This window comes from Falsiroseomonas sp. (assembly GCF_051859025.1).
In the GTDB taxonomy this organism is placed as follows: Bacteria; Pseudomonadota; Alphaproteobacteria; order Acetobacterales; family Acetobacteraceae; genus Falsiroseomonas.
In genome coordinates, this window is the sequence record NZ_JBHYGL010000006.1 from 121,564 (window position 1) to 144,647 (window position 23,084).

A 23,084-nucleotide genomic window follows, 5' to 3' on the forward strand; every position below is an offset into this window, starting at 1 on the left:
GCTGGCGTGGTGGATTAGCCCTCCCTTCACCGCTCAGGCAGCATGATGCGGGCATGATCCCCGCCAGCGACACCACGGAATCCCGCCCCGCCCCGGTGACGCCGTTCCGCCTGGGACGGCGGGCCTGGCTGGTCGGGACCCTGGCCGCCGGCATCCCCCATGGCGCGGCCCGGGCGGAGGGGCTGACGCTGGGCGGCACCGGCATGGCGATCAGCATCGTGCAACTGCTGCTGGGCGAACAGCGGCGCCTCGGCCTGGGCGGGCCGGCCATCGTGCTGAACAGCCTGGGCAGCGCCGGCGGCCTGGCCGCGCTGCGGGCCGGGCGGATCGACATCGCGCTGTCGGGCCGGCCGCTGACGGCGGCGGAACAGGCGCAGGGCCTGGTGGCCACCACCTTCGCCACCAACCCGCTGGCCTTCGCCACCCATGCCGACACGCCGGTGGAAGGCATCACCAGCGCCGAGGCCGCGGATGCGCTGGCCGGGGAGATGATGAGCTGGCCGGGCGGCGGGCCGCTGCGGCTGATCCGGCGCGACCGGGCGGAGGGCGACTGGATCCTGCTGGCCAGCCTGTCGCCGGAGATCGCGCAGGCGGTGGACCGCGCCCATGCACGGCCGGGCCTGGCGACGGCGGGCACGGACAAGGAGAATGCGGAACTGCTGGAACGCATCCCGGGATCCTTCGGCATCATCTCCGTCGGCCAGGCGATGACGGAACGGCGGCGGGTGAAGCTGCTGCCGCTGGATGGCGTGGCGCCGACCGTGGAAGCGATGGTGGCGGGTCGCTACCGCCTCTCCCGCGCCCTGATGGCGGTGACGCGGGGGGAACCGGGCGCGGCGGTGGTGGCCTTCCTGGCCTTCCTGGCATCGCCCCCCGCGCGCGCCCTGCTGCGGCAGAACGGCTATGAGCCCGTGCCGGAAGCGGGCGCATGAGCGCATCCGCGGCACGGAAGGCCGCCACCACCGCGGAGCGGCAGGCCACCCCCAAGCTCGGCACGGCCGATGGCTCCGCGGGGGATGCCGCGCTGGTGCGGCTGGTGACGGGCTTCGCGGCCTGCATCGCCATGCTGGTCGCCATCGCGCTGCCCGTGATGCATGTCTGGGCCTCGCTGGCGGAGGAGGATGCGGCGATGGCGGCGGAGGCACGCATCGTCGCCTACTCCGTCTCCCAGATCGCGAGCCGCGAGCCCGATCTGTGGCGCTACCAGGAAGCGCGCCTGCGCGCGGCGCTGGAGACAGCGACCCCCGCGGCCGGCGCGGCGATCCGGGTGCGCGATTCGCGGGGCGAGGTGCTGGCGGAGATCGCGGCGGAGGTTCCCGCGCCGCGGCACGGCACCTCCGCCATCGTCTTCGAAAGCGGCCATCCCGTGGGGATGGTGGAGATCGAGCATTCCGCGCTGCACCTGCTGGCGGAATCGGTGTGGGTCACGCTGGCATCGCTGTTCCTGGCGGGGGCGTCCTATGTCGCGCTGCGGCTGCTGCCGCTGCGGATGCTGCGGCGCGCGACCAGCCGCATCACGCATCTGGCGACGCATGACCAGCTGACCGGGCTGCCCAACCGGCGGCTGTTCCATGACCGGCTTGAACAGACGGCGGCGGGGCTGAAGCGCTATGGCGGGCATTTCGCCGTGCTGGCGCTGGACCTCGACCGCTTCAAGGAAGTGAACGACACGCTGGGCCATGCGGCGGGCGATGAATTGCTGCGCCAGGTCGCGCGCCGCATCACCGGCGCGATGCGCGAAAGCGACACGCTGGCGCGCCTCGGCGGCGATGAATTCGCCATCATCCAGCGCACCGCCGAACAGCCCAAGGCGGCGGAGGCGCTGGCCGCGCGGCTGGTGGTGCTGCTGTCGGAACCCTTCGACCTGCACGGCAACCAGGCGCTGATCGGCACCAGCATCGGCATCGCGCTGTCGGTGGAAAGCCCGGCCGACCACCTGCTGCAGGATGCCGATACGGCGCTGTACCGCGTGAAGGCGGAAGGGCGGAACGGCTTCCGCTTCTTCTCGGCCGAGATGAACCAGGCGCTGCGCGAACGCCGCGCGCTGGAACATGATCTGCGGGAGGCGCTGGCGACCGGCCAGCTGCATCTGCACTACCAGCCGCAGGTCAACCTGGCCTCCGGCCGGGTGATCGGGCTGGAGGCGCTGCTGCGCTGGGACCATCCGGTGCGCGGCCGCGTGATGCCCGACCGCTTCATTCCGCTGGCGGAGGAGATCGGGCTGCTGAGCCGGATCGGCGAATGGGTGCTGCGGGAAGCCTGTGAGGTGGCGATGCGCTGGCCGGGGCTGCGCATGGCCGTCAACATTTCCGCCAACCAGTTCCAGGCGCCGGATTTCCTGCGCGCCGTGCGCGTGGCGCTGGAAGGGACGGGGCTGCCGGCCGACCGGCTGGAGATCGAGATCACGGAAGGCGTGCTGCTGACGGACACCGAACGCACGCTGGCGACCTTGCAGGCGTTGCATGAGATGGGCGTGTCGGTCGCGATGGATGATTTCGGCACCGGCTATTCGTCGCTCGGCTACCTCCACAAATTCCGCTTCGACAAGATCAAGATCGACCGCAGCTTCGTCGCGACCCTGGCGCATGATCCGCAGGCCGTCGCGATCGTGCGCGCGATGATCGGCATCACCCATGCGCTGGGGCTGCGCTGCAACGCGGAGGGGGTGGAGAACGCCGTGCAGGCCGCGCTGCTGCGCGCGGAAGGCTGCACGGAAGCGCAGGGCTACCTCTATGGCCGCGCGGTGCCGGAGGCGGAGCTGGCGGCGCTGATCGAGGGCGCGGCGGCGAAGGATGCCACCGCGCCCCCCGCGCCGGAGGCGGTTATACCCCCCGCGCCGGAGGCGCTTAAACTCCCCCGAAGCCTGCGCGCGTGATCCAGTAGTCCCAGGCGCGGGCGAGCGGCATGTCGGAGAGCAGCATGGTGGCGGTCTTCTCGACCTCACCGGGCGTCAGGTAGGTGACAGGGCCATGCGGCAGGCTGGCCAGCACCATCGCCGCATTGTCCTTCATGTAGACAGCGGTGAAGACGGCGGCGCGGAGGCTGGTGCCGACATTGCAGGCGCCGTGGCGGGCCAGCAGCACGCTGCGATTCTGGCCGAGCGCGCGGGCCAGCGAATGGCCACGCGGCAGGTCGTCCACCAGCATGTTGGTGTCGCCGAATTCGTCCTGGCTGTCCCACATCGGGACCTCCGCCCCCATCACGCTGCCCATGTGGAAGACGGGCTTGAGTTCGAGCTTCGTGACGGTGAAGGGGATGACGGGGCGGGCGTGGTGGTGGATCACGGCGCGCACCTCCGGCCGCGCCATGAAGATCGCGGAATGGATGGCGCGTTCGGAATAGATGCGGCGGCCATTCTGCGCGATCGGCGTGCCGTCCAGCTCGAACTCCATGATGTCGTCGCTGGTGACGGCCACGGGGCTGCGGCTGCGGGAGAGGAAGTAGCGGTCCGGCCGTTCGGGATGGCGCAGGCTGACATGGCCGAAATCGTCGATCACATCCTCCCTCGCCAGGATGCGGTTGGCGATGACCAGTTCGCGGATGGCGTGGGCGACGGCGTCCGAACTCATGCTGCTGTGTCCTGCGTGAAGGGGCCGGTGCCGCCATAGAGCCAGGCGAGGGTGCTGCGCCATTCCGCCTGCGACTTCGCGGCCATGATGGCGTTGCGCAGCGCGGCATGGGCGCCGGCGGGGTGGTAGACATGGTCGCCGATGGCGCGGGATTGCAGCTGCACGCGGGCGGTGCGCAGCGCGCGGGCATCGCGATAGGCGGGCAGTGCGGCCGCGATGTCGCCCTGATGGGCGGCGAGCGTCTGCGCCAGGCAGACCGCATCCTCCATCGCCATGCAGGCGCCCTGCGCCATGTACTGCATCATGGGATGCGCGGCATCGCCCAGCAGCGCGACGCGGCCATCCACCCATTGCTGGATCGGGTCGCGGTCGCACAGCACCCAGAGCTTCCAGTCGCGCCCCTGGCGGATGATCTGTTGTGCCAGCGGATGCACATGGGTGAAGCCACGGAAGACTTCCTCGGCCTCGACAGGCTTTCCGGCGACGGGCTCGGGCGCGTCATTGTGGTAGGTGACGACGAGGTTGAAGGTCTTCCAGCCCTGCAAGGGGTAATGGACGATGTGGCATTTCGGGCCGGCCCAGAGTGTGGCGGCGTTCCAGCGCAATTCCTCGGGCATCTGCTCCGTCGGGATCACGCTGCGATAGGTGGTGTGGCCGGAGACGCGGGGCGCGCCATCACCGACGAGTTGCCGCCGCACCTTGGACCAGAGGCCATCGGCGCCGATCAGCGCGCGGCCGCGGAGCTTTTCGCCGGTCGCGAGGATGGCGGTGACGCCTGCGCTGTCCTGGTCATAGGCGACCACTTCCGACGATGTGCGCAGCGTGATGAGATCGCTGCCTCGGCATCCCTGCAAGAAAACACCATGCAGGTCGCCGCGGTGGATGACGGCGTAGGGATTGCCGAAGCACTCACGAAAGTCTTTGCCGAGGTCGATGTGGCAGATCTCCTCCGCCGTCAGCGCATCCATCAGCCGCAGGCGATCGACATAGATCGCCATGGCGCGGGCGGTATCGCCCACACCCAGCCAATCGAAGGCATGGAAGGCGTTGGGACCGAGCTGGATGCCCGCCCCCACCTCCCCCATCGCAGCCGCCTTTTCCAGGACAACTGAAGAAAATCCCTGGCGGGCGAGGCCGAGGGCGGTGGCGAGGCCGCCGATGCCGCCTCCGGCGATCAGGATGGGCAGGCCGGTCATTCCGGCTGGATGCCCGCGAGGTCCGCGATCCGGCCGTTCTTCACGTTCTCCTGCGCGATGAAGGCGGCGAAGGCGGCGGGCGTATCGGTGGTGAAGGCGCCTGCGCCCATCTCCACCAGGCGGCGGGCGATCTCGGCTTCCTGGCCGATCTCGTTGAGCTGGCGGGCCAGCGTGTCAGCCGCCGCGGCGGGCAACGCCTTCGGGCCCCAGACCGCGTACCACAGCAGGAAATCGATGCCGGTGACGCCGGCCTCCGCGATGGTCGGCACATCGGGCATGGCGGCGCTGCGGGCGGGCGCGCCGATCAGCGCGAAGGCGCGCAGCCGCCCGGCCTGGACCAGCGGCTGGGCGGAAAGCAGCGGCGCCACCATCAGCGCGACATTGCCGGCGACGACGTCGTTGATGGCCGGCGCGGTGCCGCGGTAATGCGCCACCACCGCGTCATCGGCGCCGACCGCGCGCTTCAGACCCTCTGCCGCCAGATGCGCCATGGACCCGGCGCCGGAGGTGGAGAAGGTGTAGTGGCGCGGGTCACGGCGCATCGCGGCCGCCAGTTCCTGCATGGTCCGCGCGCGGGATTGCTCGGGGTGGCCGACGACCAGCAGCGGCGCGGTGGCCAGGCGCGCGATGGGGGTGAAATCCGCGACGGGATCGTAGGTGAGGCCGCGGACCACGCGCGTGCCCATCAGGTGGATGTCGGCATTCACCAGGAAGGTCTGGCCATCCGGCGCGCTGCGCGCGACCTCCGCCGCGCCGATGGTGTTGTTGCCGCCGGCGCGGTTCTCGATCACCCAGTTCTGGCCGGACCGCACCGCCAGGCGCTGGGCATAGAGGCGGCCGATCACGTCGATGGCGCCGCCCGGCGCGGCTGGGACGACCAGGCGCACGGGACGCCCCTGCGCCAAAGCGGGACGGGCCAGCGGCAGTATCGCGAGTGATGCCAGAAGGCTTCTGCGATCCACGATGTCGATCCCCCCACTTGTTGGGATCAGGATCGCAGGCGGCCCGGGCCTGTCAATCCGCGGATCAGGCGGCCTTCAGGTGGCGGGAGAGGCGGTCCAGCGCCGCCGCCTCGATCAGGGCCTCCGGCGTATCCAGCGGCGTGAGTTCCGCGGCCGGACCCTCGATGGCGATCACCTGGCGGCCTTCGTCGCGCGCCACGGCGACGATGTCGGTCAGGCGCAATTCGCCGCGCGCGTCGGCCGGGCGCACGGCCCGCAACCAGCGCACCAGATCCACGCTGCGGGCGCAGAGCACGCCGGCATCGCACAGGCCGATGGCGCGTTCCGCCGCCGATGCCTCCGCCCAGGGAACCACGCGATCCACCAGGCCGGTATCGGGACAGGCGACGACGCGGGCGAGCGGTGCCGGGCGGACGGGGCGGAAGGCCAGCAAGGCGAGGTCGGCGCCATCGCGCCTGGCGTCGCGCAGCGATCGCAGCGTGGCGGCGGAAAGCCTGGGCAGGTCGCCGCGGATGACCGCGGTATCCCCACGGAAGCCGGCCAGCAGGGGGGCAGCCTGCAGCGCGGCATGGGCGGCGCCGCGGCGTTCATGCTGCACCAGGGTGCGATGCGGCGGGGGCGGCAGGGGCAGGTCCGCCATTTCCGGGCCGATCACCAGGATGGCGCGGTCGAAGACCTGGGCCGCGACGCCCAGCACATGGTGCAGCATCGGCCGGCCGCCGATGGGCTGCGCCGGCAGGGGGGCCATGCCGCGCAGGGATGGTCGCGCCGCCAGGATCAGGGCGATGCCGGCGGAAGGGGAGGTTCGGGCGACGCGCGGCCTGGCCATGATGGGCTCCCGCCGCACGCGGAAGGCGGGCGGACGGGGCGCCAGGGGCAAGCGGCGTGCCTTGCGGAATGCGAGTGGCGCTACCGTTTCATGCCGGCGGCAGCGGCCAGCAGCCAGTCGCGCAGCGCGGCGCGTTCATCGCCGTCGCGGATGCGCTCCACATGGATGGTCAGGTGGCCCGGGCGGCGGTCCGGCAGGATGCGGATGGCCTGGGTCCAGGTCTCCTCGCCGCGGCGGTGGACCACGACATAGAGGAGGGAGGGCGAACATCGCCCGGCGCGGTCCCGCCATTCGCAGAACGCGACGAATTCGGCCGCATCATGCGGGCCGAGAAGAAGGGTGAGATCCGGGGGCGTCCCCGCGCTGTCCAGCATGCCGTCCTCCTGTGGAGGTCGAACCGACGGCGGCGCTGCCCGAATAATTGCCGGTGAGGCCGCATCCCCCCTTGCGGGGGCGCCACCTTGCCCGGGAAGGCAGGTTGGCGTTGGGCGTCGGCCCAACTCCTGATGCTGTGGCGGCGTGTATCGCGGGTTGGGTGGGAAGGGCAAGGGGTTTGGTGCGGGTGGTACTGGGGAAGGCGCTGCCTTCCCCAGACCCCTACCGCCCCCGTGGAAGATTGGGGGGGAGACCCCCCTGGACCATCGTCAATTGATGACGGTCCAGGGCCGGTTCGGCCCTGGCGGGGGTTGCAGGGGGCAGCGCCCCCTGCGTGGCAATGATTGGTGCAGGGGGCAGCGCCCCCTGCGTGGCAACCATTGGTGCAGGGGGGCGGCGCTCCCCTGCGGGCCATCAGCCGACGGCCAGCAATTCCACGTCGAACACCAGCGTCGCATTCGGCGGGATCACGCCGCCGGCGCCGCGGGCGCCATAGCCGAACTCCGGCGGAATGGTCAGGCGGCGATGGCCACCGACGCGCATGCCCGCCACGCCGCGGTCCCAGCCCTGGATCACATGGCCGGCGCCGAGGGGAAAGCCGAAGGGATCGCCGCGGTCGCGGGAGCTGTCGAACTTCTTGCCCTTGTTCTCCGGCGCCTTCGGGTCGAACAGCCAGCCGGTGTAGTGCACGGTCACCTGCTTGCCGGAGACCGCCATGGTCCCCGTGCCCTCGGTGATGTCGGTCATGCCCAGTGCCATGGTCAGGGAGCCTTTCGGAAGGTGATGGGCTTGTTGCCGTCCCAGAGGACCGAACGCCCGATCTTGTAGAGGCGATCCAGGCCTTCCCGGATCGTGAGGAAATGGTTGCCCGCCAGCGGCCCGGCCTTGGAGGCGAAGGCGACGGCACCGTAGGCGAGGAGGATTTCCGTCTCGCTCACGCTGGTCGGCAGCCCGCCGGGATAGACGATGATCTGGCCGGGCGCCGGGTGGCTGGTCGCGTTCTCATAGCCGATCGAGAGGTCACGCTCGCCCATCGGAATCCAGCAGGCCTCGCCGGACCAGCGGACATGGATGATGCGGTCGCTGAAGGGCAGGAGTTCCCGGAACCGCGCCACGGTCTTCGGCGCGTCCTTCTCCTCGTAGAAGGCGTGGAAGATCTCGCCCCCGATGTCGATCTCGATGTCGGCCATGCCGTGTCCACTCCCGGTCTGTCGCCCGCCCCTACGATGCCCGGGCCCGCTTGCCAAGCGGGCCGCGCGGCGAAACCGCGCAACCCCCGGGCCCCCGGGCCGTTGCGGGCTGCGCGGGAATGGGATGCTGCGATGCCAAGGCGCGCCTGGTCGATCATCAAGGAGACGGTGGAGGGGTTCATCGAGGACGAGGCGATGACGCGGGGCGCGGCCATTGCCTGCTACACCATGTTCTCCATCGCGCCGCTGCTGGTGGTGGCGGTCGCGATCGCCGGCGCCGCCTTCGGGGAGGAACGCGTCAGCGCCGCGGTGGCGGAACAGCTTCGCGCCCTGGTCGGAAGGGAAGGGGCGGCGGCGGTCGAGGCGATCATGGAGGGGGTGGATGGCGCTGGCACCGGCGCGTCGGGCATCCCGGCGCTGGTCAGCCTGGCGGTGCTGCTCATCACCGCGTCGGGCGTCTTCGCGGAGCTGCAATCCGCGCTGAACGCGATCTGGAAGGCGCCGCCGCCGCCGGTGACGATCTCCACGCTGGTGCGGGCCAGGCTGCTGTCGATCGGCCTGGTGGCGACCACGGGATTCCTCCTGCTGGTGTCGCTGATCGCCTCCACCATCATCGCGGCGCTGTGGCAATGGACGGAAAGGCTGGCGCCGGAACTGGTGCCGCTGCTGCAGGGCGCGAACCTGCTGGTGTCCTACCTGCTGACGGCGATGCTTTTCGCGGCCATCTACAAGATCCTGCCCGACCGGCGGCTGCGCTGGCGGGATGTGGCGGTCGGCGCGCTGGGCACGGCGCTGCTGTTCGGCATCGGGAAGGCGGCGATCGGCTGGTACATCGGCGGCAGCGGCATCGCGGCGCGATACGGGGCGGCCGGCGCGCTCGTCGTCGTGCTGCTCTGGGTCTACTACTCCGCGCAGGTCTTCCTGCTGGGGGCGGAATTCACCCGGGCCTGGAGCGGACGGCTGCGGCGACGCAAGCCGCATCCGCTTGGCGCGGACGCGCCGAAGGCCGTTGTCGTGGAAGCGCCGAAAGACGCTGCCGGCGCGGCGGCGACGACAAGCCCCGGCGGCGTGTGACCGCCGGGGCCGAACGCGTCAGAACAGGCCGCTGCGGCGGGCGCGGCGCACCAGGGCGGCACCAACCCGCGCCGGGTCGGGCAGCAGGTCCAGCAGGCGATTCAAGCCGTCCCGGCCGGGCAGGTCCCGCGCATCGGGCAGGAAGCGGTAGCCCGGCAGGTCCCGTGCCCGGGGAAGGTCGCGGACCCCCGGCAGATCGCGCATGCTGGGCAGGTCTCGGCGGCTGGGCAGGGAACGGTAGCCGGGGATGTCTCGCGCGCGGGGCATCTGGCGCGGCAGGTGGTCCATGGCGAAGGTCGCCAGGCGGCCATGCCCGCTGCGCCGCGCCGCCAGCGCACCCGCCACCAGCGCCACGCCGCCGGCCAGCACCGCCAGCGTCGCCACCGGGTGCATCTGCGCTTCCAGCACCAGGCTGGTCTGGCGCGCCGCCGGGCCGGGCAGGCTGGAGCGTTCCTCCCCGCCCGGGCGGCCTTCCTCCAGATTGTCGCGGCGGCCGGGGCGGCCGGCATGCTGGCTGGTCTGCGCGGCGCGCGCCCCCTTGGCCATCAGCGCATCCGTCATGCGCGGGAAGAGCGTGCCGAGGACTGAGATCGCCACCCCGCCACCGCCGACATAGAGGTCGCGCCGCGGCGTGGTGGCGGCGAAGGTGATGGCGCGGGCCACGACCTTCGGATCATAGGTCGGCGGCGGCACGGCCAGGCCAGGGGAGCCCAGCAGGTTGCGCGCATGTTCGGCGAACAGGCTGTCGATGGCCGCCGGCTTCACCAGCGTGACGCTGATGGGCGCGCCTTCCGCCTGCATTTCCATGCGCAGCGCATCGGTGAAGCCCTTCACCGCGTGCTTGGTGGCGGAATAGGTGCCCTGGTAGGCGATGGCGCGGTCGGACAGCACGGAGCCGACATTGATGATGGCGCCGCCGCGGGATTTCAGGCGCCGCGCGGCGACCAGGCTGCCATGCACCACGCCCCAATAGTTGGTCTCGAACAGGCGGCGCTGATCCTCGATCGGCGTCTGTTCCTGCGTGCCGTAGATGCTGGCGCCGGCATCGTTCACCCAGGTGTCGAAGCCGCCGAATTTCTCCACAGCGAAGCGCGCGACGCCTTCCATCGCGCCGAGGTCGGCGACATCGGCGACGACGTATTCGGCGCGGCCACCGGCCTGCCGGATGCCGTCCACGGCGGAGGCGAGGGAGGGTTCGTCGCGCGCCACCAGCACCACCGCGGCGCCGCGGCCGGCGGCCATGCGGGCGGTGGCGAGGCCGATGCCGGAGGACGCGCCGGTGATGACGATGGTCTGGTCGGAGAGCTTCTTGAGGCGGACGGCCATGGTGACGACGAACCCTTGCGGTGATCGTCGGCAACGGCCGGAGGGGGGTGGGGGTTCCGGCGGTCCAGGGTCGCCTTCGACCCTGGCGAGGGGGTGAAGGGGGAGCAGCGCTCCCCCTTCGAGGCTTAGACCGTCAGCGTGCCCGCCTTGGCGGCCGCGTAGCGCGCCCCGACCTTCGACCAGTCGATGACGTTCCACCAATTGGCCGTGTATTCGGCGCGGCGGTTCTGGTAGCGCAAATAGTAGGCGTGTTCCCAGACATCGTTGCCGATCAGCACACGCTGACCGTCCATCAGCGGGTTGTCCTGCCCGGGCTTCGTGACGATGGCCAGGCGCCCGGCCTGCGTCACGGTGACGAAGGCCCAGCCGCTGCCGAAGACGCCATTCGCCGCGGCGTTGAAGCGGTTCCGGAAGGTGGCGAAATCGGTGAAGTCCTGGGCGATGGCGGCAGCGAGTTCGCCGGTGGGATCGCCGCCCCGGCCACCCATGATGCCCCAGAACATGGAGTGGTTCGCATGGCCGCCGCCATTGTTGCGGACCGCGGTGCGCACGGCTTCCGGCACCTGGCCGAGGTTCATCAACAGCTGGTCCAGCGGCAGGGCCTGGAGAGCGGTGTGTTCCCGGATCGCCATGTTCAAATTGTTGACCTGGCCGCCATGGTGGAAGCGCCAGTGCAGTTCCATCGTGCGGGCATCGATCGCGGCCTCATTCGCATCGAAGGCATAGGGCAGCGGCGCCAGGCTGTGCGGCCCGGTCGGCGCCGGGGCCGCCTGCGCCAGGGCGCTGCGCGGCGTGGCCCAAAGGGTGGCGCCGAAGGCGGCACCAAGGCCGAGGAGGTTGCGGCGTTGCAGGATGGCCATGGGGGTTTCCTTTTCCTGGAAGCGTGCGGAGGCAGATGGGGCCTTTACCGGGCCAGCCAATCGGCAAATCGCCGGGACAGGCGATCCATGTTGTCCAGCCAGAAACGATCATCGATCCGCAATGCCGTCGCGGCATGGGGCGGCGCGGTCGGCAGGGTGGCGAGGATGGGGGGCGCCAGCAGGGCATTCGCCTCCCGCGCCGTGACGCCATAGGGGATCAGCGGCGGCAGCAGGGCCTGCACCTGGGGCTGGCCGGCATAGGCAAGGAAATCCAGCGCCTGGGCCCGGTTGGGGCTGCCGCGCATGATCACCCAGCTGTCCAGCGTCGAGAGGTTCTGCGCCCATTGGATGCCGAGGTCGCGGCCATCCAGCGCATTCGCCGCGGCGATGCGGCCATTATAGGCGATGGCGAGCGCGACCTCCCCGGAGGCCAGCCATTGCGGGGGCTGGGAGCCCCTCTCCCACCACAGCAGCTCCGCCTTGATGGAATCGAGGCGCCGCAGCGCGCGGTCGGTGCCCGCTTCCGTCGCCAGCAGGCGATAAACCTCGTTCGGCGCGGCGCCATCGGCCAGCAGGGCGATCTCCAGCGTCGTCTTGGGGCCGCGGCGCAGCGCCCGGCGGCCGGGGATGCGGGCGGTGTCGAACATATCCGCCCAGCCGCGCGGCGGCTGCGCCAGGCGGCCGCGATCCCAGGCCAGGACGAAGGAATAGACCACGGCGCCGACGCCGCATTCGTTCACGGCCTGGGGCAGGTAGCGTTCGGTGCCGCCGACCAGCGGCCAGTCCATGCGCTCGAACAGCCCTTCCTCGCAGCCGCGCAGCAATTCATCGGCCTCGACCTGCACCAAATCCCAGTTGTTGTTGCCGTCGCGCAGCCGGTCCCGCAGCACGGCGATGCCGCCATCCCAGGTCCCCTCCAGCATCCGCGCGCCGCGGGCCTGCATCCAGGGGCGGAAGAACACCTCCCGCTGCGCTTCCTGGTAGGCGCCGCCCCAGGAGACGATGGTGAGGTCGCGCATCTGCGCCCGCGCAGGCCCCGCCACCAGGACGGCCAGGAACAGGCCGGCCAGCAGGAGCCCCATGCGCCGTCGCATCGCCATTCCACCCTCGCCCGGCTTCCGTCGGCCAGAAGGTAGCGCCTTCGGCGGCCGCATCGAAGGGGTGAACGCCACACCGTGACGCCAGGAAGATGAAACAATCGCCGGAAGCCCGCCCGGAACCCCCCCGGCCGGAACCCCATCGCCGCCGCGGCGTTCGACCCGCGACCCCGAAACCCGATGAAGGAACACACCATGTCCCAGACCGCCAATGACCTGCGCAACCTGCGCGACGAAGCCGTGGACAGCGGCAGCCGCCTGGCGGATGACGCGCGCGCCGAACTCGCGCGCCTGCGCGGCCAGGTGGAGCGGCTGATGGAGGAGCGCGTGACGCCGGCGCTCGGCTCCGCCGCCGAGACGGTCGAGGATTACGGCCGCCGCGCGAAGGAAACGATCGAGGAGAACGCCTATGCGCTGTCCGACACCATCCGCGAACGCCCGCTGGTGACGATCGCGGTGGCCGCGATCGGCGGCTACCTGCTGGGCCGGCTCATGGGTGGCAACACCTATGTCTATCCGGACAAGCATCGCTAAGCGGGGTCCGTAGAGATGCGGCTGTTCCGGCTCGCCCAGGCCGCCTGGCAGGCGGAAAGCCTCTATCTGCGCCGCACCAGCCGCGGCTACGCGGTGCAGGCGGGGTATGGCGCGGGGGCGGTGGTCTTCGCGCTGCTCCTCCTCCTCATGCTGCACATCGCGGCCTTCGCGGCGCTGGTGCCGGGCATCGGCCCGGTCTGGGCGGCGCTGGTGGTGGCGGGTGGCGACCTGGTGCTGGCGGGGATCCTCGGCACCCTGGCCCGCAACCCGCCGCGCGACCCGGTGGCGGAGGAAGCGCTGCGGATCCGCCAGGCCGCGACGTCCCAGCTTTCGGACGGGGCGATGCGGGCGGCGATGCTGGCGCCGCTGCTGCGCAGCCAATCCGCCAAGAAGGGCCTGTTCGGCGCCGCCATCACCGCCGCGCTGGTGGGGCTGATGTCCCGCCGCTGACACCCCGCGGGCGAACCGGGCGATCCCTTCGCCGCTTGCTGTCACGTCATGGTGAGGGCGCCCTGCCCCGGGGCGCCCTCGACGCGCATGGGGCTCCAGTCCCGCCGGCGGCAGGGGCCAGCCGGCCGATGCGGTTGCGCTGGACGACGGGGCCGCGTAACGCGACTTCCCATGCCGACACCGGGAGGGACCTGATGGGCGAGACCGCCGAGCCGACCGTGATCATGGCGCGCGACGGCGCCGCGGGCACGCTGCTGATGAACCGCCCGCGCGCGCTGAACGCGCTGGACCTGCCGATGATCGAGGCCTTGGCCGCCGCGATCCCCACCCTGCGGGATGACCCCGCCGTGGCGCTGGTGATCCTGGAAGGGGCGGGCGGCAAGGCCTTCTGCGCCGGCGGCGATGTGCGGCGCATCCGCGAACTGGCCCTGGCGCGCGATGCCGCGGGGATCGAGGCCTTCTTCGCCGGCGAATACGGCGTGAACGCCGCCATCGCCGGCTTCGGCAAGCCCTGGATCAGCCTGATCGACGGCGTCTGCATGGGCGGCGGCATCGGCGTTTCCGTCCATGGCAGCCACCGCATCGTCACCGAACACGCGCTGCTGGCCATGCCGGAGACCGCGATCGCGCTGTTCCCCGATGTCGGCACCAGCTTCGTGCTGCCGCGCCTGCCCGGCGCGCTCGGCCCCTGGCTGGCGCTGACCGGGGCGCGGCTGCGGGGGGCGGAGGCGGTGGAAGCGGGACTCGCGACCCATTTCGTGAAGCGGGAGAAGCTGCCGGCGCTGCGGGCCGCGCTGGTGGCCGGCGATGCCGGCGCGGTTGAACGCCTGGCGGAGGCGGTGCCGCCCGGCACCATCGCCGCGCAACGCCCCGCCATCGACCGCTGCTTCGGCCACGCGACGCTGGAGCGCATCCAGGCCGCGCTGGCGGCCGAGAACACCGAATGGGCCGCGACACAGGCCGCGATCCTGGCCCGCATGTCGCCGACCAGCATGGCCGTGACGCTGGAACTGCTGAAGCGCGGGGCGACGATGGACCTGGCGGGATGCCTGGCCATGGAACTCGCCTTGACGCGCAGCGTGACGATGCACCCCGATTTCGCGGAAGGCGTGCGCGCCGTGCTGGTGGACAAGGACAACAAACCGGCCTGGCAACCCGCGCCCGACGCCGCCACGGTCGCGGCGATGTTCGGGTAGCGGGGCCGGGCCTTCATCCCGGGGCCGCGCTGGTTGTTGCCGGGGAGCGGGCTCCGCCCCTTCCCCGGCGCCGCTCAGCACAACAACGAAACCCCCGTCATCGCCGCGGGCTGCGGCAGCCCCAGCAGCGCCAGAAGCGTCGGCGCCAGGTCGGCCAGCCTTCCCTCCGCCAGGCTCGTGCCCTCCGGCGCGCCCATCAGCAGCACCGGCACGACATTGGTCGTGTGCGCGGTATGCGGCCCGCCCGTGACGGGATCGCGCATCATCTCCGCATTGCCATGGTCCGCCGTCACCAGCAGGCAGCCGCCGGCTTCACGCAGCGCGCCGGCGATGCGGGCGAGCCCGGCATCCACCGCCTCGCACGCCTTGATCGCGGCTTCCAGGCTGCCCGTATGACCCACCATGTCGGCATTGGCGAAGTTCAGCACGATGAGGTCATAGGCGCCGGATTCGATGGCGGTGACCGCCTTCTCCGTCAGCTCCGGCGCCGACATCTGCGGCTGCAGATCATAGGTCGCGACCTTGGGGGAGGCGACCATGACGCGATCCTCCCCGGGATAGGCCGCTTCCTCCCCGCCATTCAGGAAGTAGGTGACGTGCGGATACTTCTCCGTCTCCGCCATGTGCAACTGCTTGAGGCCCGCGCGGGAGACGACGGCGGCCAGGATGTCCTCCATCGATTGCGGCGGGAACAGCGCGGCCATGAAGGGCGCCAGCGCGTTGCTGTATTCCGTGAGGCCCGCCGCCCCCGCGAAGCGCACGGTGGGGTCCGGCACGAAGCCGGTGAAGGACGGGTCGAGCAGCGCCGTCATGATCTCCCTGACGCGATCCGCGCGGAAGTTGAAGCACAGCAGCGCATCGCCATGCCGCATCCCGTCCCGGTCCCCATCGGCGCGCAGGCCGTAATCGCCGATGGCGCTGGCGGGGATGAACTCATCCGTCTTGCCGGCCTCGTGCGCGGCGGCGATGGCGGCCTGCGCCGTCGGGTGGCGCGCGCCCTTGCCCGTGACCATCACGTCATAGGCCTGGGAAACGCGTTCCCACCGATTGTCGCGATCCATCGCGAAGTAGCGGCCGCAGATCGTGGCGATGCTGGCGCCCGCGGGCAGAGCGGCCTCGAAATCCCGCACGAAGCCCGCGGCGCTGTCGGGCGCGGTGTCGCGCCCATCCGTCCAGCCATGGACCAGCACCGTGATGCCCTGCGCCGTGGCGGCCTTCGCCAGCGCCACGGCATGGTCCTGGTGGCTGTGCACGCCACCCTTCGACAGCAGCCCCATCAGATGCAGCCGCCCGCCGCTGGCCTTCAGCTTCGCCAGCAGCGCGACCAGTTGGGGCAGCGTCGCGATCGACCCATCCGCGCAGGCGGCATCGATGCGGACCAGATCCTGCATCACCACGCGCCCGGCGCCGATGTTCAGGTGCCCGACCTCCGAATTGCCCATCTGCCCCGCGGGCAGCCCGACATCGAGGCCCGAGGTATGCAGGAAGTTCCTCGGCCCTGCCTGCCACAGCGCATCGAAGCAGGGGGTTGCCGCCTGGCGCACGGCATTGTCCGCCACCTCCTCCCTCCAGCCCCAGCCATCGAGGATGGCGAGCATCACGGGGCGGCGGGCGGGTGCGGGCATGGGCGCGGTCTCCGGCGGGGTGCCCCCGCTTTAACCCGGCGCGGCGCGGGCGCAAAACCCGCCCCGGCGGCGGCGATAGCTTCCCGCTTTCATCACGCTGTGTTTACGTTCCGGCCCCGAAGCCAAGGAACGTCCCGATGGATGCCACGGTCTATTTCGCCACCAACCGCAACGACACCGGCAACCCGGCGGAGCCCTTCGGCAAGGGCTACAACCCGGACGGGCCCTTCTGCGTGCGCTACGGCTATGCCGAAGTGGCGGTGAAGGGGAAGAAGCCGCACGACCCCAAATCCTACAACGTGCGGAAGGTGGAGGTGATCCAGGACCTCGTCGAACCCGGCGACCCCGCCACCGGCCGCAAGCCGGTCCATGGGTCGGACATCGCGCTGCCGGCGCTGCGCGACCGGATGCGGGCGAACAAGTCGGATCTGCTGATCTTCATCCACGGCTTCAATTGCAGCTTCTCCGATGCGCTGGAGAATGCGGCGCAACTCCGCCAGGTCTATTCCACGCCCGAACGGCCGCTGGAGGTGGCGGTCTTCTCCTGGCCCTCCGACGGCCGCACGGTGGTGCCGGATGTGAAGGCCGATTCCTCCAAGCTGCGCCTCGCCTATTTCAACGACCGGACCGACGCCGAAGCCTCCGCCAACGCCATGGCGCGGGTGCTGAAGAAGCTGGTGGATTTCGTGAAGGAGATGTCGAGGGAGGAGAATTGCGGCCAGCGCATCCACATGGTGGTGCATTCCATGGGCCATTTCGCGCTGCGCCACGCCATCCAGGCCTTCGGCCGCGACTACAAGCCGGGCTGCATGCCCCGCCTGTTCGACACCATGTTCCTGATGGCGGCGGATGAGGACAACGACGCCTTCGAACTGGCCCACAAGTTCGAGCGCCTGCCCGAACTCGCCACCTCGGTGCATGTCTATTACGCCACCAATGACCGTATCCTCCAGGTCAGCGACATGACCAAGTCGAACCCGGACCGCCTGGGCCTTGCCGGCCCGCGCACCCTGAGCGACCTGCCGCGCAAGGTGACGCTGGTGGATTGCACGCAGGTCTCCGGCGAAGGCCTTTTGGCGCAAGGCCACAGCTATTACCGGCTGATGCCACCCGTGACGGCAGATGTGCGGGCGGTGCTGGCCGGCACGTCGGGCGACGCCATCAAGGGGCGCAAATACGTCCCCGCGGAGCGCGGCTTCAGGATCCTTCCCTGACCGGCGTCGCCGCCCGCAGCGCCGCCACTTCCGCGCGGAGCGCCCGCATCTCCTGCAGCAGCAGCTGCGTGTCCAGATGCGCCTCGCTCCGCGCCGCGGCCTGCTCCACCTCCGCCGCCTGCGCACCGGCGCCCTCCCGCTGCTCGCGCAGCGTCTGGATGCTCTCCACGATCACGCCGATGAAGAGGTTCAGCACCACGAAGGTGGCCAGGATGGTGAAGGGGAAGAAGAACAGCCAGGCCAGCGGCACATGCTCCATCGCCTGGCGCACGACATTGCCGAAATCATCCATCGCCATCAGCTGGAACAGCGTGAACAGCGATGCCGGCAGATCGCCGAACTGCTCGGGCATCACGTCGCCGAACAGCTTCGTCGCCATCACGCCGAAGACGTAGAAGATCAGCGCCATCAGCAGCACGATGCTGCCCATGCCGGGCAGCGCGGCCAGCATCGCCTCCACCACGTTGCGGAGCGACGGCACCACGCTGACCAGCCGCAGCACCCGCAGCACGCGCAGCGCGCGCAGGACGGAAAGCGGGCCGCTGGCCGGCGCCCAGGCGATGCCCACCACGATCAGGTCGAAGATGCCCCAGGGATCGCGGAAGAAACGCCCGCGGAAGGCGTAGATGCGCAGCGCCAGCTCGGCCGTGAAGATCCAGAGCAGCACCTGGTCCAGCCCCAGCAGCAGGCCACCCCAGCCGGCCATGACGCTGTCCGAGGTCTCAAGCCCCAGCGTCACGGCGTTCAGCAGGATCAGGCCCGTGACCGTGTGCTGGAACGGCGTGGAAAGGATGAAGCGCGCCAGGCGCGCGCGCGGCGAAGCATCGGCATCCGCCGCCGTCAGGACTTCCTGCATCGAATCGATAACCCCCGGATTGCCGCAGGGAATGGCGGCAGCCCGGGGCGATTTCAAGGCATCGTGATCAGCCGCCGAAGATGAACACCGGCACGCCGAAGACGCCGCGGTGGAAATGCAGCAGCGCCGCCCAGATCAGCAGCCCCACCAGCGGCGGCATCAGCCCGATTTCCTTCAGCGCCAGCCGGTTCCGCCCCGCGGCGATGGCGCCGAAGGGCAGGATGGAGGTCTGCTGCGCGAAGGCCGGCCAGGCCTCGGGATGCCGCGCCGCCAGCTTGGCGTCGATCGAGGGCATGCCGAGGAAGGCCGTCACCGCAAAGGCGCCGAAGAAGACCAGCGCCGCCGTATCCCCGTTGCCCGCCATGTGGATCACCGCCCAGCCGCCAAAGGCCCACAGCATGGGGTGGCGCGTCACGCGCTGGATGCCGCGTGCTTCCTCCCCCAGCCCCTTGTTGCCGAAGGCGGTCGGGTTCCGCTTGTGGCTGGCCATGAACAGGATGAAGACCGGCAGCATCAGGATGGCCAGCACCCAGCGCAACTCTGCGGGCGCGGACCACAGCACCACCGTCTCCGCCCGCCGCCAGGCCGCCACCATGGCGAAGATTAACGCGAAGGACAGGATGGAATAGGCCAGCAGGAACCGCTTCTCCCCCACCGCCGCCACCAGGCGGCCACGTATCGCGGTGCCGGAGACGCCGACATGCACGCCGACCCAGGCGAGGGCGAGGAGGAACAACAGGATGAACATGCGGGGATACTCCGGCGCGGTGTGGCGCCCAGGGTAGCCGAAGCGCGCCGCCGCGGGCAGGTTCATCCGCCACAGCAGGACCCGCCGCCATGGACGACGACACGATTCGCCCCTTCGCCTTCGTGCTGGCGGTGAAGGATCTGGAGGCCAGCGCCGCCTACGCCCGGGATTCGCTGGGCTTCACCTTGGGGTGGGAGGAGATGGCCGGCTGGCGCCTGCTGACGCGCGGCGCCGTGCGGCTGATGATGGGCCACTGCCCCGATGCCCTGCCGGCGGCGGAGACCGGCGACCACAGCTGGTTCGGCTACCTCGAGGTCGATGACATCGATGCCCTGCACGCCGAATTCGCCGCCCGCGGCGCCCTCATCCTCAACCCGCCGAGCGACCGCCCGCATGGGATGCGGGAGATGGTGGTGGCCTTCCCGGAGGGCCACCGCCTGATGATGGCGCAGGCGCTGGACTGACAGCTCAGGGCCGCCAGGCCCGGTGATACGGGTGATTGGTCCGGATCGCCTGCGCCCGGAACAGCTGTTCCGCCAGCAGGCCGCGGACCAGGAAATGCGGCCAGGTCAGCGGGCCGAGCGACAGGCGATGATCCGCCCGCGCCAGCACGGCAGGGTCCAGCCCCTCCGCGCCGCCGATCAGGAAGGTGATGGGCCGCGCCAAGCCCTCCCACTTCTCGACCAGCGCGGCCAGGGCCTCGCTGGTCGGCGCCTGGCCGCCGAGGTCCATGGCCACCGCGAAGGCCTGGGCGGGCAGCGCGGCGAGGATCGCCTGCCCCTCCCGCCGCCTGATCTCCGCGGCATTGGCGCCCTGCCCTTCCGGCAGCTCCGTCACGGCCAGCGCGGGGCGCAAGCGCGCCGCGTGCTGGTCGAACAGCGCCTTCTCCGGCCCGGGCTTGATGCGCCCGATGGCGACAAGCGAAACGCCCCGGGTGTTTGCAGCGGCTCCGCCGCGGCTCACTCTTCGTCGTCGTCCTCGATGCCGGGTTCCGGCACGCTGCCGTCATCGGGCAGCGGCGTCTGGTCCATGGCGGAGGCGCCGGGGCTGTCCGGCCCCCACATCCGCTCCAGCGCATAGAGCTGGCGGGCCTCCGGCTTGAACAGGTGGATCACCAGGTCGCCGGCATCGATGAGCACCCAATCCGGGGAGGCCTGGGTGGCATCACGGCGGAGCTTCAGGCCCTCCGCCTCGAAGGCATCCTCCAGGTGGTTGGCCATCGCCTGCATCTGGCGGTCGGACAGGCCGGTGGCGATCACCAGGCGGTCGGCGTAGTCCGCGCGGCCGGTGACGTCGAGGATGGCGATGTCCTCGGCCTTGTCCTCATCCAGCGACTTGCGCGCGGCTTCCACCAGGCGGTCGAGCAGCGCGAGCGGCACCTTCTCCCGCTTCTCGGCCTTGGCGCGGGCCGGGCGGGGGGAGCGCGCCTTGGGGGCGGGTTCCGGCGCGGCTTCGGCGACCGGCGCCTCGACGGCCACGGGTTCGGACGCCGGGGCCTTGCGCTTCGGCGCGGCCCGCTTCGCGGCGGGCTTGGCGGGGGACTCTGGCGCGGCCTCAGGCGCCGGTGCCGCGATGGGCTCGGGCTGCGGCGCGGCGGCCTTGCGCTTCGGGGCCGCCTTCGGCTTGGCAGCAGCCTTCGCCGGTGCCTTGGCAGCGGTCGCCTTCGGCTTCGCGGCAGCCTTCGCCGGCGCCTTGGCAGCGGTCGCCTTCGGCTTGGCAGCGGCCTTCGCGGGTGCCTTGGCAGCGGTCGCCTTCGGCTTGGCAGCGGCCTTCGCCGGTGCCTTGGCGGCGGTCGCCTTCGGCTTCGCGGCAGCCTTCGCCGGCGCCTTCGCGGCGGTCGCCTTCGGCTTGGCAGCGGCCTTCGCCGGCGCCTTGGCAGCGGTCGCCTTCGGCTTCGCGGCAGAATTCGCCGGCGCCTTGGCGGCAGTCGCCTTCGGCTTGGCAGCGGCCTTCGCCGGTGCCTTGGCGACGCTCGCCTTCGGCTTCGCAGCAGCCTTCGCCGGCGCCTTCGCGGCGGTCGCCTTCGGCTTCGCGGCAGCCTTCGCCGGCGCCTTCGCGGCAGTCGCCTTCGGCTTGGCAGCAGCCTTCGCCGGTGCCTTGGCAGCGGTCGCCTTCGGCTTCGCGGCAGCCTTCGCCGGCGCCTTGGCAGCGGTCGCCTTCGGCTTCGCGGCAGCCTTCGCCGGTGCCTTCGCGGCGGTCGCCTTCGGCTTGGCAGCGGCCTTCGCCGGTGCCTTCGCGGCGGTCGCCTTCGGCTTCGCGGCGGCCTTCGCCGGCGCCTTCGCGGCAGCCGCCTTCGGCTTCGCGCTCGCCTTGGTCGTCGCGGCGGTCTTCGCCGTGCGCTTCGGCTTCACTTCTTCCCCGACGGGCTCCGCGGGGGTCTTTGGCGTGCGGGCGATGGCCGCCTCCTCTTCTCAACGATCTTCGACAACGAACCTAGCACATCGGCCACGGCTACGCCGCGCGCATCGCCGCCCGGATCGCGGTGGCGGAGGCAGCGTGTTCGGTGGCCGGCACGAAGGACCAGGGGGCATGCGCCGGGCGTGAACCCGACATCAAGGCGCCTGACGGCAACGCCCCCGACAGTAACGCAGGGGGGCGGCGCCGGTGGCGTGCCATCCGATGCGCCGCCTTGCCCGCCAGCGCCCGTCTTGTCCAGCCCGGACGCGGCAGCACCGCCATCGGGTTGCGCGCCACCAGCCGCGTCCAGCCCTGCCAGCGCGGCAATTGCACCAGGTTGTCCGCCCCGATGACGAAGACGAAGCGGCTGCGCGGAAAGCGCCGCCGCAGCGCCGCCAGCGTCGCGATGCTGTAGCGCGTGCCGAGCCGCGCCTCGATGCCGCAGGCGATGATCCGCCGCCCATCCGCGATCCGCCGCGCCGATGCCAGCCGCTCGGCGAAGGGCGCCATCCCCGCCCGCGGCTTCAGCGGATTGCCCGGGGAGACCATCAGCCAGACCTCATCCAGCCGCAGCGCGCGGCGCACCACGCGGGCGACATGCAGGTGCCCCTCATGCGCCGGGTTGAAACTGCCGCCGAGCAGCCCGATCCGACGGCGGCGGCGGTCGCCCCAAGGGTTGATGGTCACGGATTGATGCTCAACGGATCCGCACCATCACGCTCACGGGCTCCGCCGCCAGCCCCGCATAGGTGGCGGTGTAGCTGCGCCCCGCCTGCACCGGCAGCGCCGGGGAAAAGCCGCCGAGCGAGACCACATCCCCCGCCCGCAGCCGCCGCCCCTGTTCCCGCAGATCCCGCACCAGCCAGGCCAGCGCGTTCAGCGGGTGCCCGAGCAGCGCGCTGCCCGGCGCGCGGGACAATTCGCGCGTGTCATCCGCCAGCGTCACGGTCATGGAGGCCAGCGCCGCGGCGAATTCGGGCGTGGCCTGGACGGCGATCTCCTCCCCCACCACCCCGAAGCGGGCGCCGACATTGATGGAGACCAGCAGCGGCCCGGACCAGGGCGCGTTGCCGCCATGCACCAGATCCGGCAATTCGATGAAGGGGATCACGGCATCGATGTGCCGCAGCAGCGCGACCGGGTCATCCCCGGCCTCGTTCACCCCCTCATCCCGCACCCGCACCAGCAGGTCGCTTTCCACCACCGGTACGATGCCGAAATTGGCCGGGAACTCGGCGCCGGACCGGGCGCGCAGCGTGCCGTGGAAGATCGCGCCAGCCACGGGATGGGGCACGCCGAAGCGGGCCTGCGCGGCCGGGTTGGTCAGCCCCACCTTCCAGCCCACCTGGTCCCCCCAGGGCTGCGCCAGCACCGCCACCAGCCGGTCCCGCCCGCACAGGGCATCCGCCATGGTCATCAAGGCATCCGGCAGCGGCGCCGGGCGGCGGTCGAGGATGGCGGAAGCCAGCCGCGCCACGCTCGGCACATCCGGGCAGGCGGCCAGCGCCGCGCCCGGCAGCAGGGCCAGACCCAAGGCGGCCAGGCTGCGGTACGCAGCCGTGCAGCGGAGCATCGCGCGTCTCTCC

General features: G+C 71.2%; 26 protein-coding genes and 1 riboswitch. Of the genes, 9 read left to right on the forward strand and 17 right to left on the reverse strand.

All coding sequences use genetic code 11. The annotated features are described in order from the left end of the window. Window positions 1-53 precede the first annotated feature (53 nt). Window positions 54-932: a substrate-binding domain-containing protein gene (locus ACTIE5_RS08950; RefSeq protein WP_439549351.1), complete on the forward strand. Its 879-nt coding sequence runs from the start codon at window positions 54-56 to the stop codon at window positions 930-932. Then, window positions 929-2,875 (forward strand): putative bifunctional diguanylate cyclase/phosphodiesterase, encoded by a 1,947-nt coding sequence (locus ACTIE5_RS08955; RefSeq protein ID WP_439549352.1) that lies wholly within the window; start codon window positions 929-931, stop codon window positions 2,873-2,875. The genes ACTIE5_RS08950 and ACTIE5_RS08955 overlap by 4 nt, the downstream gene beginning before the upstream one ends. Here the strand turns inward: ACTIE5_RS08955 and ACTIE5_RS08960 are convergent. The 7 genes from ACTIE5_RS08960 to ACTIE5_RS08990 all read right to left on the reverse strand — a co-directional run bounded on the left by ACTIE5_RS08960 (window position 2,847) and on the right by ACTIE5_RS08990 (window position 8,121). Then, entirely contained in the window at window positions 2,847-3,569 is a 723-nt protein-coding gene (locus ACTIE5_RS08960; protein WP_439549353.1) for a class II aldolase/adducin family protein, read from the reverse strand. The two genes, ACTIE5_RS08955 and ACTIE5_RS08960, sit on opposite strands and share 29 nt — an antisense overlap. Next, window positions 3,566-4,765: a 3-hydroxybenzoate 6-monooxygenase gene (locus ACTIE5_RS08965; RefSeq protein WP_439549354.1), complete on the reverse strand. Its 1,200-nt coding sequence runs from the start codon at window positions 4,763-4,765 to the stop codon at window positions 3,566-3,568. Before ACTIE5_RS08965 ends, ACTIE5_RS08960 begins: the two co-directional genes overlap by 4 nt. Further along, window positions 4,762-5,727 (reverse strand): Bug family tripartite tricarboxylate transporter substrate binding protein, encoded by a 966-nt coding sequence (locus tag ACTIE5_RS08970; RefSeq protein ID WP_439549355.1) that lies wholly within the window; start codon window positions 5,725-5,727, stop codon window positions 4,762-4,764. Before ACTIE5_RS08970 ends, ACTIE5_RS08965 begins: the two co-directional genes overlap by 4 nt. Window positions 5,728-5,791: 64 nt before the next feature. After that, window positions 5,792-6,556: an NTP transferase domain-containing protein gene (locus tag ACTIE5_RS08975; protein WP_439549356.1), complete on the reverse strand. Its 765-nt coding sequence runs from the start codon at window positions 6,554-6,556 to the stop codon at window positions 5,792-5,794. A gap of 80 nt (window positions 6,557-6,636) precedes the next feature. After that, window positions 6,637-6,930 (reverse strand): hypothetical protein, encoded by a 294-nt coding sequence (locus ACTIE5_RS08980; protein ID WP_439549357.1) that lies wholly within the window; start codon window positions 6,928-6,930, stop codon window positions 6,637-6,639. 33 nt (window positions 6,931-6,963) lie between these two features. After that, a riboswitch (SAM-I-IV-variant riboswitch) is annotated at window positions 6,964-7,071 on the reverse strand. 274 nt (window positions 7,072-7,345) lie between these two features. Continuing rightward, a complete protein-coding gene (locus ACTIE5_RS08985; protein WP_439549358.1) occupies window positions 7,346-7,678 on the reverse strand; it encodes an FKBP-type peptidyl-prolyl cis-trans isomerase in 333 nt (110 codons plus the stop codon). Window positions 7,679-7,692: 14 nt separating this feature from the next. After that, window positions 7,693-8,121 (reverse strand): DUF3830 family protein, encoded by a 429-nt coding sequence (locus ACTIE5_RS08990; RefSeq protein WP_439549359.1) that lies wholly within the window; start codon window positions 8,119-8,121, stop codon window positions 7,693-7,695. Between the two features lie 132 nt (window positions 8,122-8,253). Between ACTIE5_RS08990 and ACTIE5_RS08995 the strand changes: the two genes are divergently transcribed. Continuing rightward, entirely contained in the window at window positions 8,254-9,195 is a 942-nt protein-coding gene (locus ACTIE5_RS08995) for a YihY/virulence factor BrkB family protein (RefSeq protein ID WP_439549360.1), read from the forward strand. A gap of 18 nt (window positions 9,196-9,213) precedes the next feature. On the opposite strand, the gene ACTIE5_RS09000 is transcribed toward ACTIE5_RS08995, so the two are convergent. From ACTIE5_RS09000 to ACTIE5_RS09010, 3 genes are all read right to left on the reverse strand, one after another. After that, window positions 9,214-10,521, reverse strand: a complete 1,308-nt coding sequence (locus ACTIE5_RS09000) for an SDR family oxidoreductase (RefSeq protein WP_439549361.1) — start codon at window positions 10,519-10,521, stop codon at window positions 9,214-9,216. 125 nt (window positions 10,522-10,646) lie between these two features. Then, complete coding sequence (locus ACTIE5_RS09005) at window positions 10,647-11,381, reverse strand: superoxide dismutase (protein ID WP_439549362.1); 735 nt, start codon at window positions 11,379-11,381, stop codon at window positions 10,647-10,649. Between the two features lie 44 nt (window positions 11,382-11,425). Then, a complete protein-coding gene (locus tag ACTIE5_RS09010) occupies window positions 11,426-12,463 on the reverse strand; it encodes an extracellular solute-binding protein (protein ID WP_439549363.1) in 1,038 nt (345 codons plus the stop codon). A gap of 210 nt (window positions 12,464-12,673) precedes the next feature. On the opposite strand from ACTIE5_RS09010, the gene ACTIE5_RS09015 reads away from it, so the two are divergent. The 3 genes from ACTIE5_RS09015 to ACTIE5_RS09025 all read left to right on the forward strand — a co-directional run bounded on the left by ACTIE5_RS09015 (window position 12,674) and on the right by ACTIE5_RS09025 (window position 14,658). After that, window positions 12,674-13,012, forward strand: a complete 339-nt coding sequence (locus ACTIE5_RS09015) for a DUF883 family protein (protein WP_439549364.1) — start codon at window positions 12,674-12,676, stop codon at window positions 13,010-13,012. Window positions 13,013-13,027: 15 nt separating this feature from the next. Beyond that, window positions 13,028-13,462 carry a hypothetical protein gene (locus ACTIE5_RS09020; protein ID WP_439549365.1) on the forward strand — a complete coding sequence of 145 codons (435 nt, stop codon included), beginning with the start codon at window positions 13,028-13,030 and terminating at the stop codon, window positions 13,460-13,462. Between the two features lie 194 nt (window positions 13,463-13,656). Then, entirely contained in the window at window positions 13,657-14,658 is a 1,002-nt protein-coding gene (locus tag ACTIE5_RS09025; protein ID WP_439549366.1) for an enoyl-CoA hydratase/isomerase family protein, read from the forward strand. 74 nt (window positions 14,659-14,732) lie between these two features. Here the strand turns inward: ACTIE5_RS09025 and gpmI are convergent, their stop codons facing one another. Continuing rightward, window positions 14,733-16,283, reverse strand: coding sequence for a 2,3-bisphosphoglycerate-independent phosphoglycerate mutase (gene gpmI / locus ACTIE5_RS09030; protein ID WP_439549367.1), 1,551 nt, complete (start codon window positions 16,281-16,283; stop codon window positions 14,733-14,735). A 137-nt stretch (window positions 16,284-16,420) separates the two neighbouring features. Between gpmI and ACTIE5_RS09035 the strand changes: the two genes are divergently transcribed. After that, a complete protein-coding gene (locus ACTIE5_RS09035; RefSeq protein ID WP_439549368.1) occupies window positions 16,421-17,497 on the forward strand; it encodes an alpha/beta hydrolase in 1,077 nt (358 codons plus the stop codon). On the opposite strand, the gene ACTIE5_RS09040 is transcribed toward ACTIE5_RS09035, so the two are convergent. After that, window positions 17,481-18,353 carry an ion transporter gene (locus ACTIE5_RS09040; RefSeq protein ID WP_439549369.1) on the reverse strand — a complete coding sequence of 291 codons (873 nt, stop codon included), beginning with the start codon at window positions 18,351-18,353 and terminating at the stop codon, window positions 17,481-17,483. The genes ACTIE5_RS09035 and ACTIE5_RS09040 overlap by 17 nt on opposite strands. A 67-nt stretch (window positions 18,354-18,420) precedes the next feature. After that, on the reverse strand, window positions 18,421-19,167 hold the full coding sequence (locus ACTIE5_RS09045) for an NnrU family protein (RefSeq protein ID WP_439549370.1): 747 nt from the start codon (window positions 19,165-19,167) through the stop codon (window positions 18,421-18,423). A gap of 23 nt (window positions 19,168-19,190) precedes the next feature. Between ACTIE5_RS09045 and ACTIE5_RS09050 the strand changes: the two genes are divergently transcribed. Next, complete coding sequence (locus ACTIE5_RS09050) at window positions 19,191-19,565, forward strand: VOC family protein (RefSeq protein WP_439549371.1); 375 nt, start codon at window positions 19,191-19,193, stop codon at window positions 19,563-19,565. A gap of 4 nt (window positions 19,566-19,569) precedes the next feature. Here ACTIE5_RS09050 and ACTIE5_RS09055 read toward each other — a convergent pair whose 3' ends face one another. Next, on the reverse strand, window positions 19,570-20,064 hold the full coding sequence (locus ACTIE5_RS09055; RefSeq protein ID WP_439549372.1) for a 23S rRNA (pseudouridine(1915)-N(3))-methyltransferase RlmH: 495 nt from the start codon (window positions 20,062-20,064) through the stop codon (window positions 19,570-19,572). Beyond that, complete coding sequence (gene rsfS, locus ACTIE5_RS09060; RefSeq protein ID WP_439549373.1) at window positions 20,061-20,579, reverse strand: ribosome silencing factor; 519 nt, start codon at window positions 20,577-20,579, stop codon at window positions 20,061-20,063. The genes ACTIE5_RS09055 and rsfS overlap by 4 nt, the downstream gene beginning before the upstream one ends. Before the next feature lie 19 nt (window positions 20,580-20,598). On the opposite strand from rsfS, the gene ACTIE5_RS09065 reads away from it, so the two are divergent. Further along, complete coding sequence (locus tag ACTIE5_RS09065) at window positions 20,599-21,645, forward strand: hypothetical protein (protein WP_439549374.1); 1,047 nt, start codon at window positions 20,599-20,601, stop codon at window positions 21,643-21,645. On the opposite strand, the gene ACTIE5_RS09070 is transcribed toward ACTIE5_RS09065, so the two are convergent. Continuing rightward, window positions 21,553-22,185 (reverse strand): nicotinate-nucleotide adenylyltransferase, encoded by a 633-nt coding sequence (locus ACTIE5_RS09070; RefSeq protein WP_439549375.1) that lies wholly within the window; start codon window positions 22,183-22,185, stop codon window positions 21,553-21,555. The two genes, ACTIE5_RS09065 and ACTIE5_RS09070, sit on opposite strands and share 93 nt — an antisense overlap. Window positions 22,186-22,195: 10 nt before the next feature. Beyond that, window positions 22,196-23,071 (reverse strand): 2-keto-4-pentenoate hydratase, encoded by an 876-nt coding sequence (locus ACTIE5_RS09075; RefSeq protein ID WP_439549376.1) that lies wholly within the window; start codon window positions 23,069-23,071, stop codon window positions 22,196-22,198. Window positions 23,072-23,084: the final 13 nt, after the last annotated feature.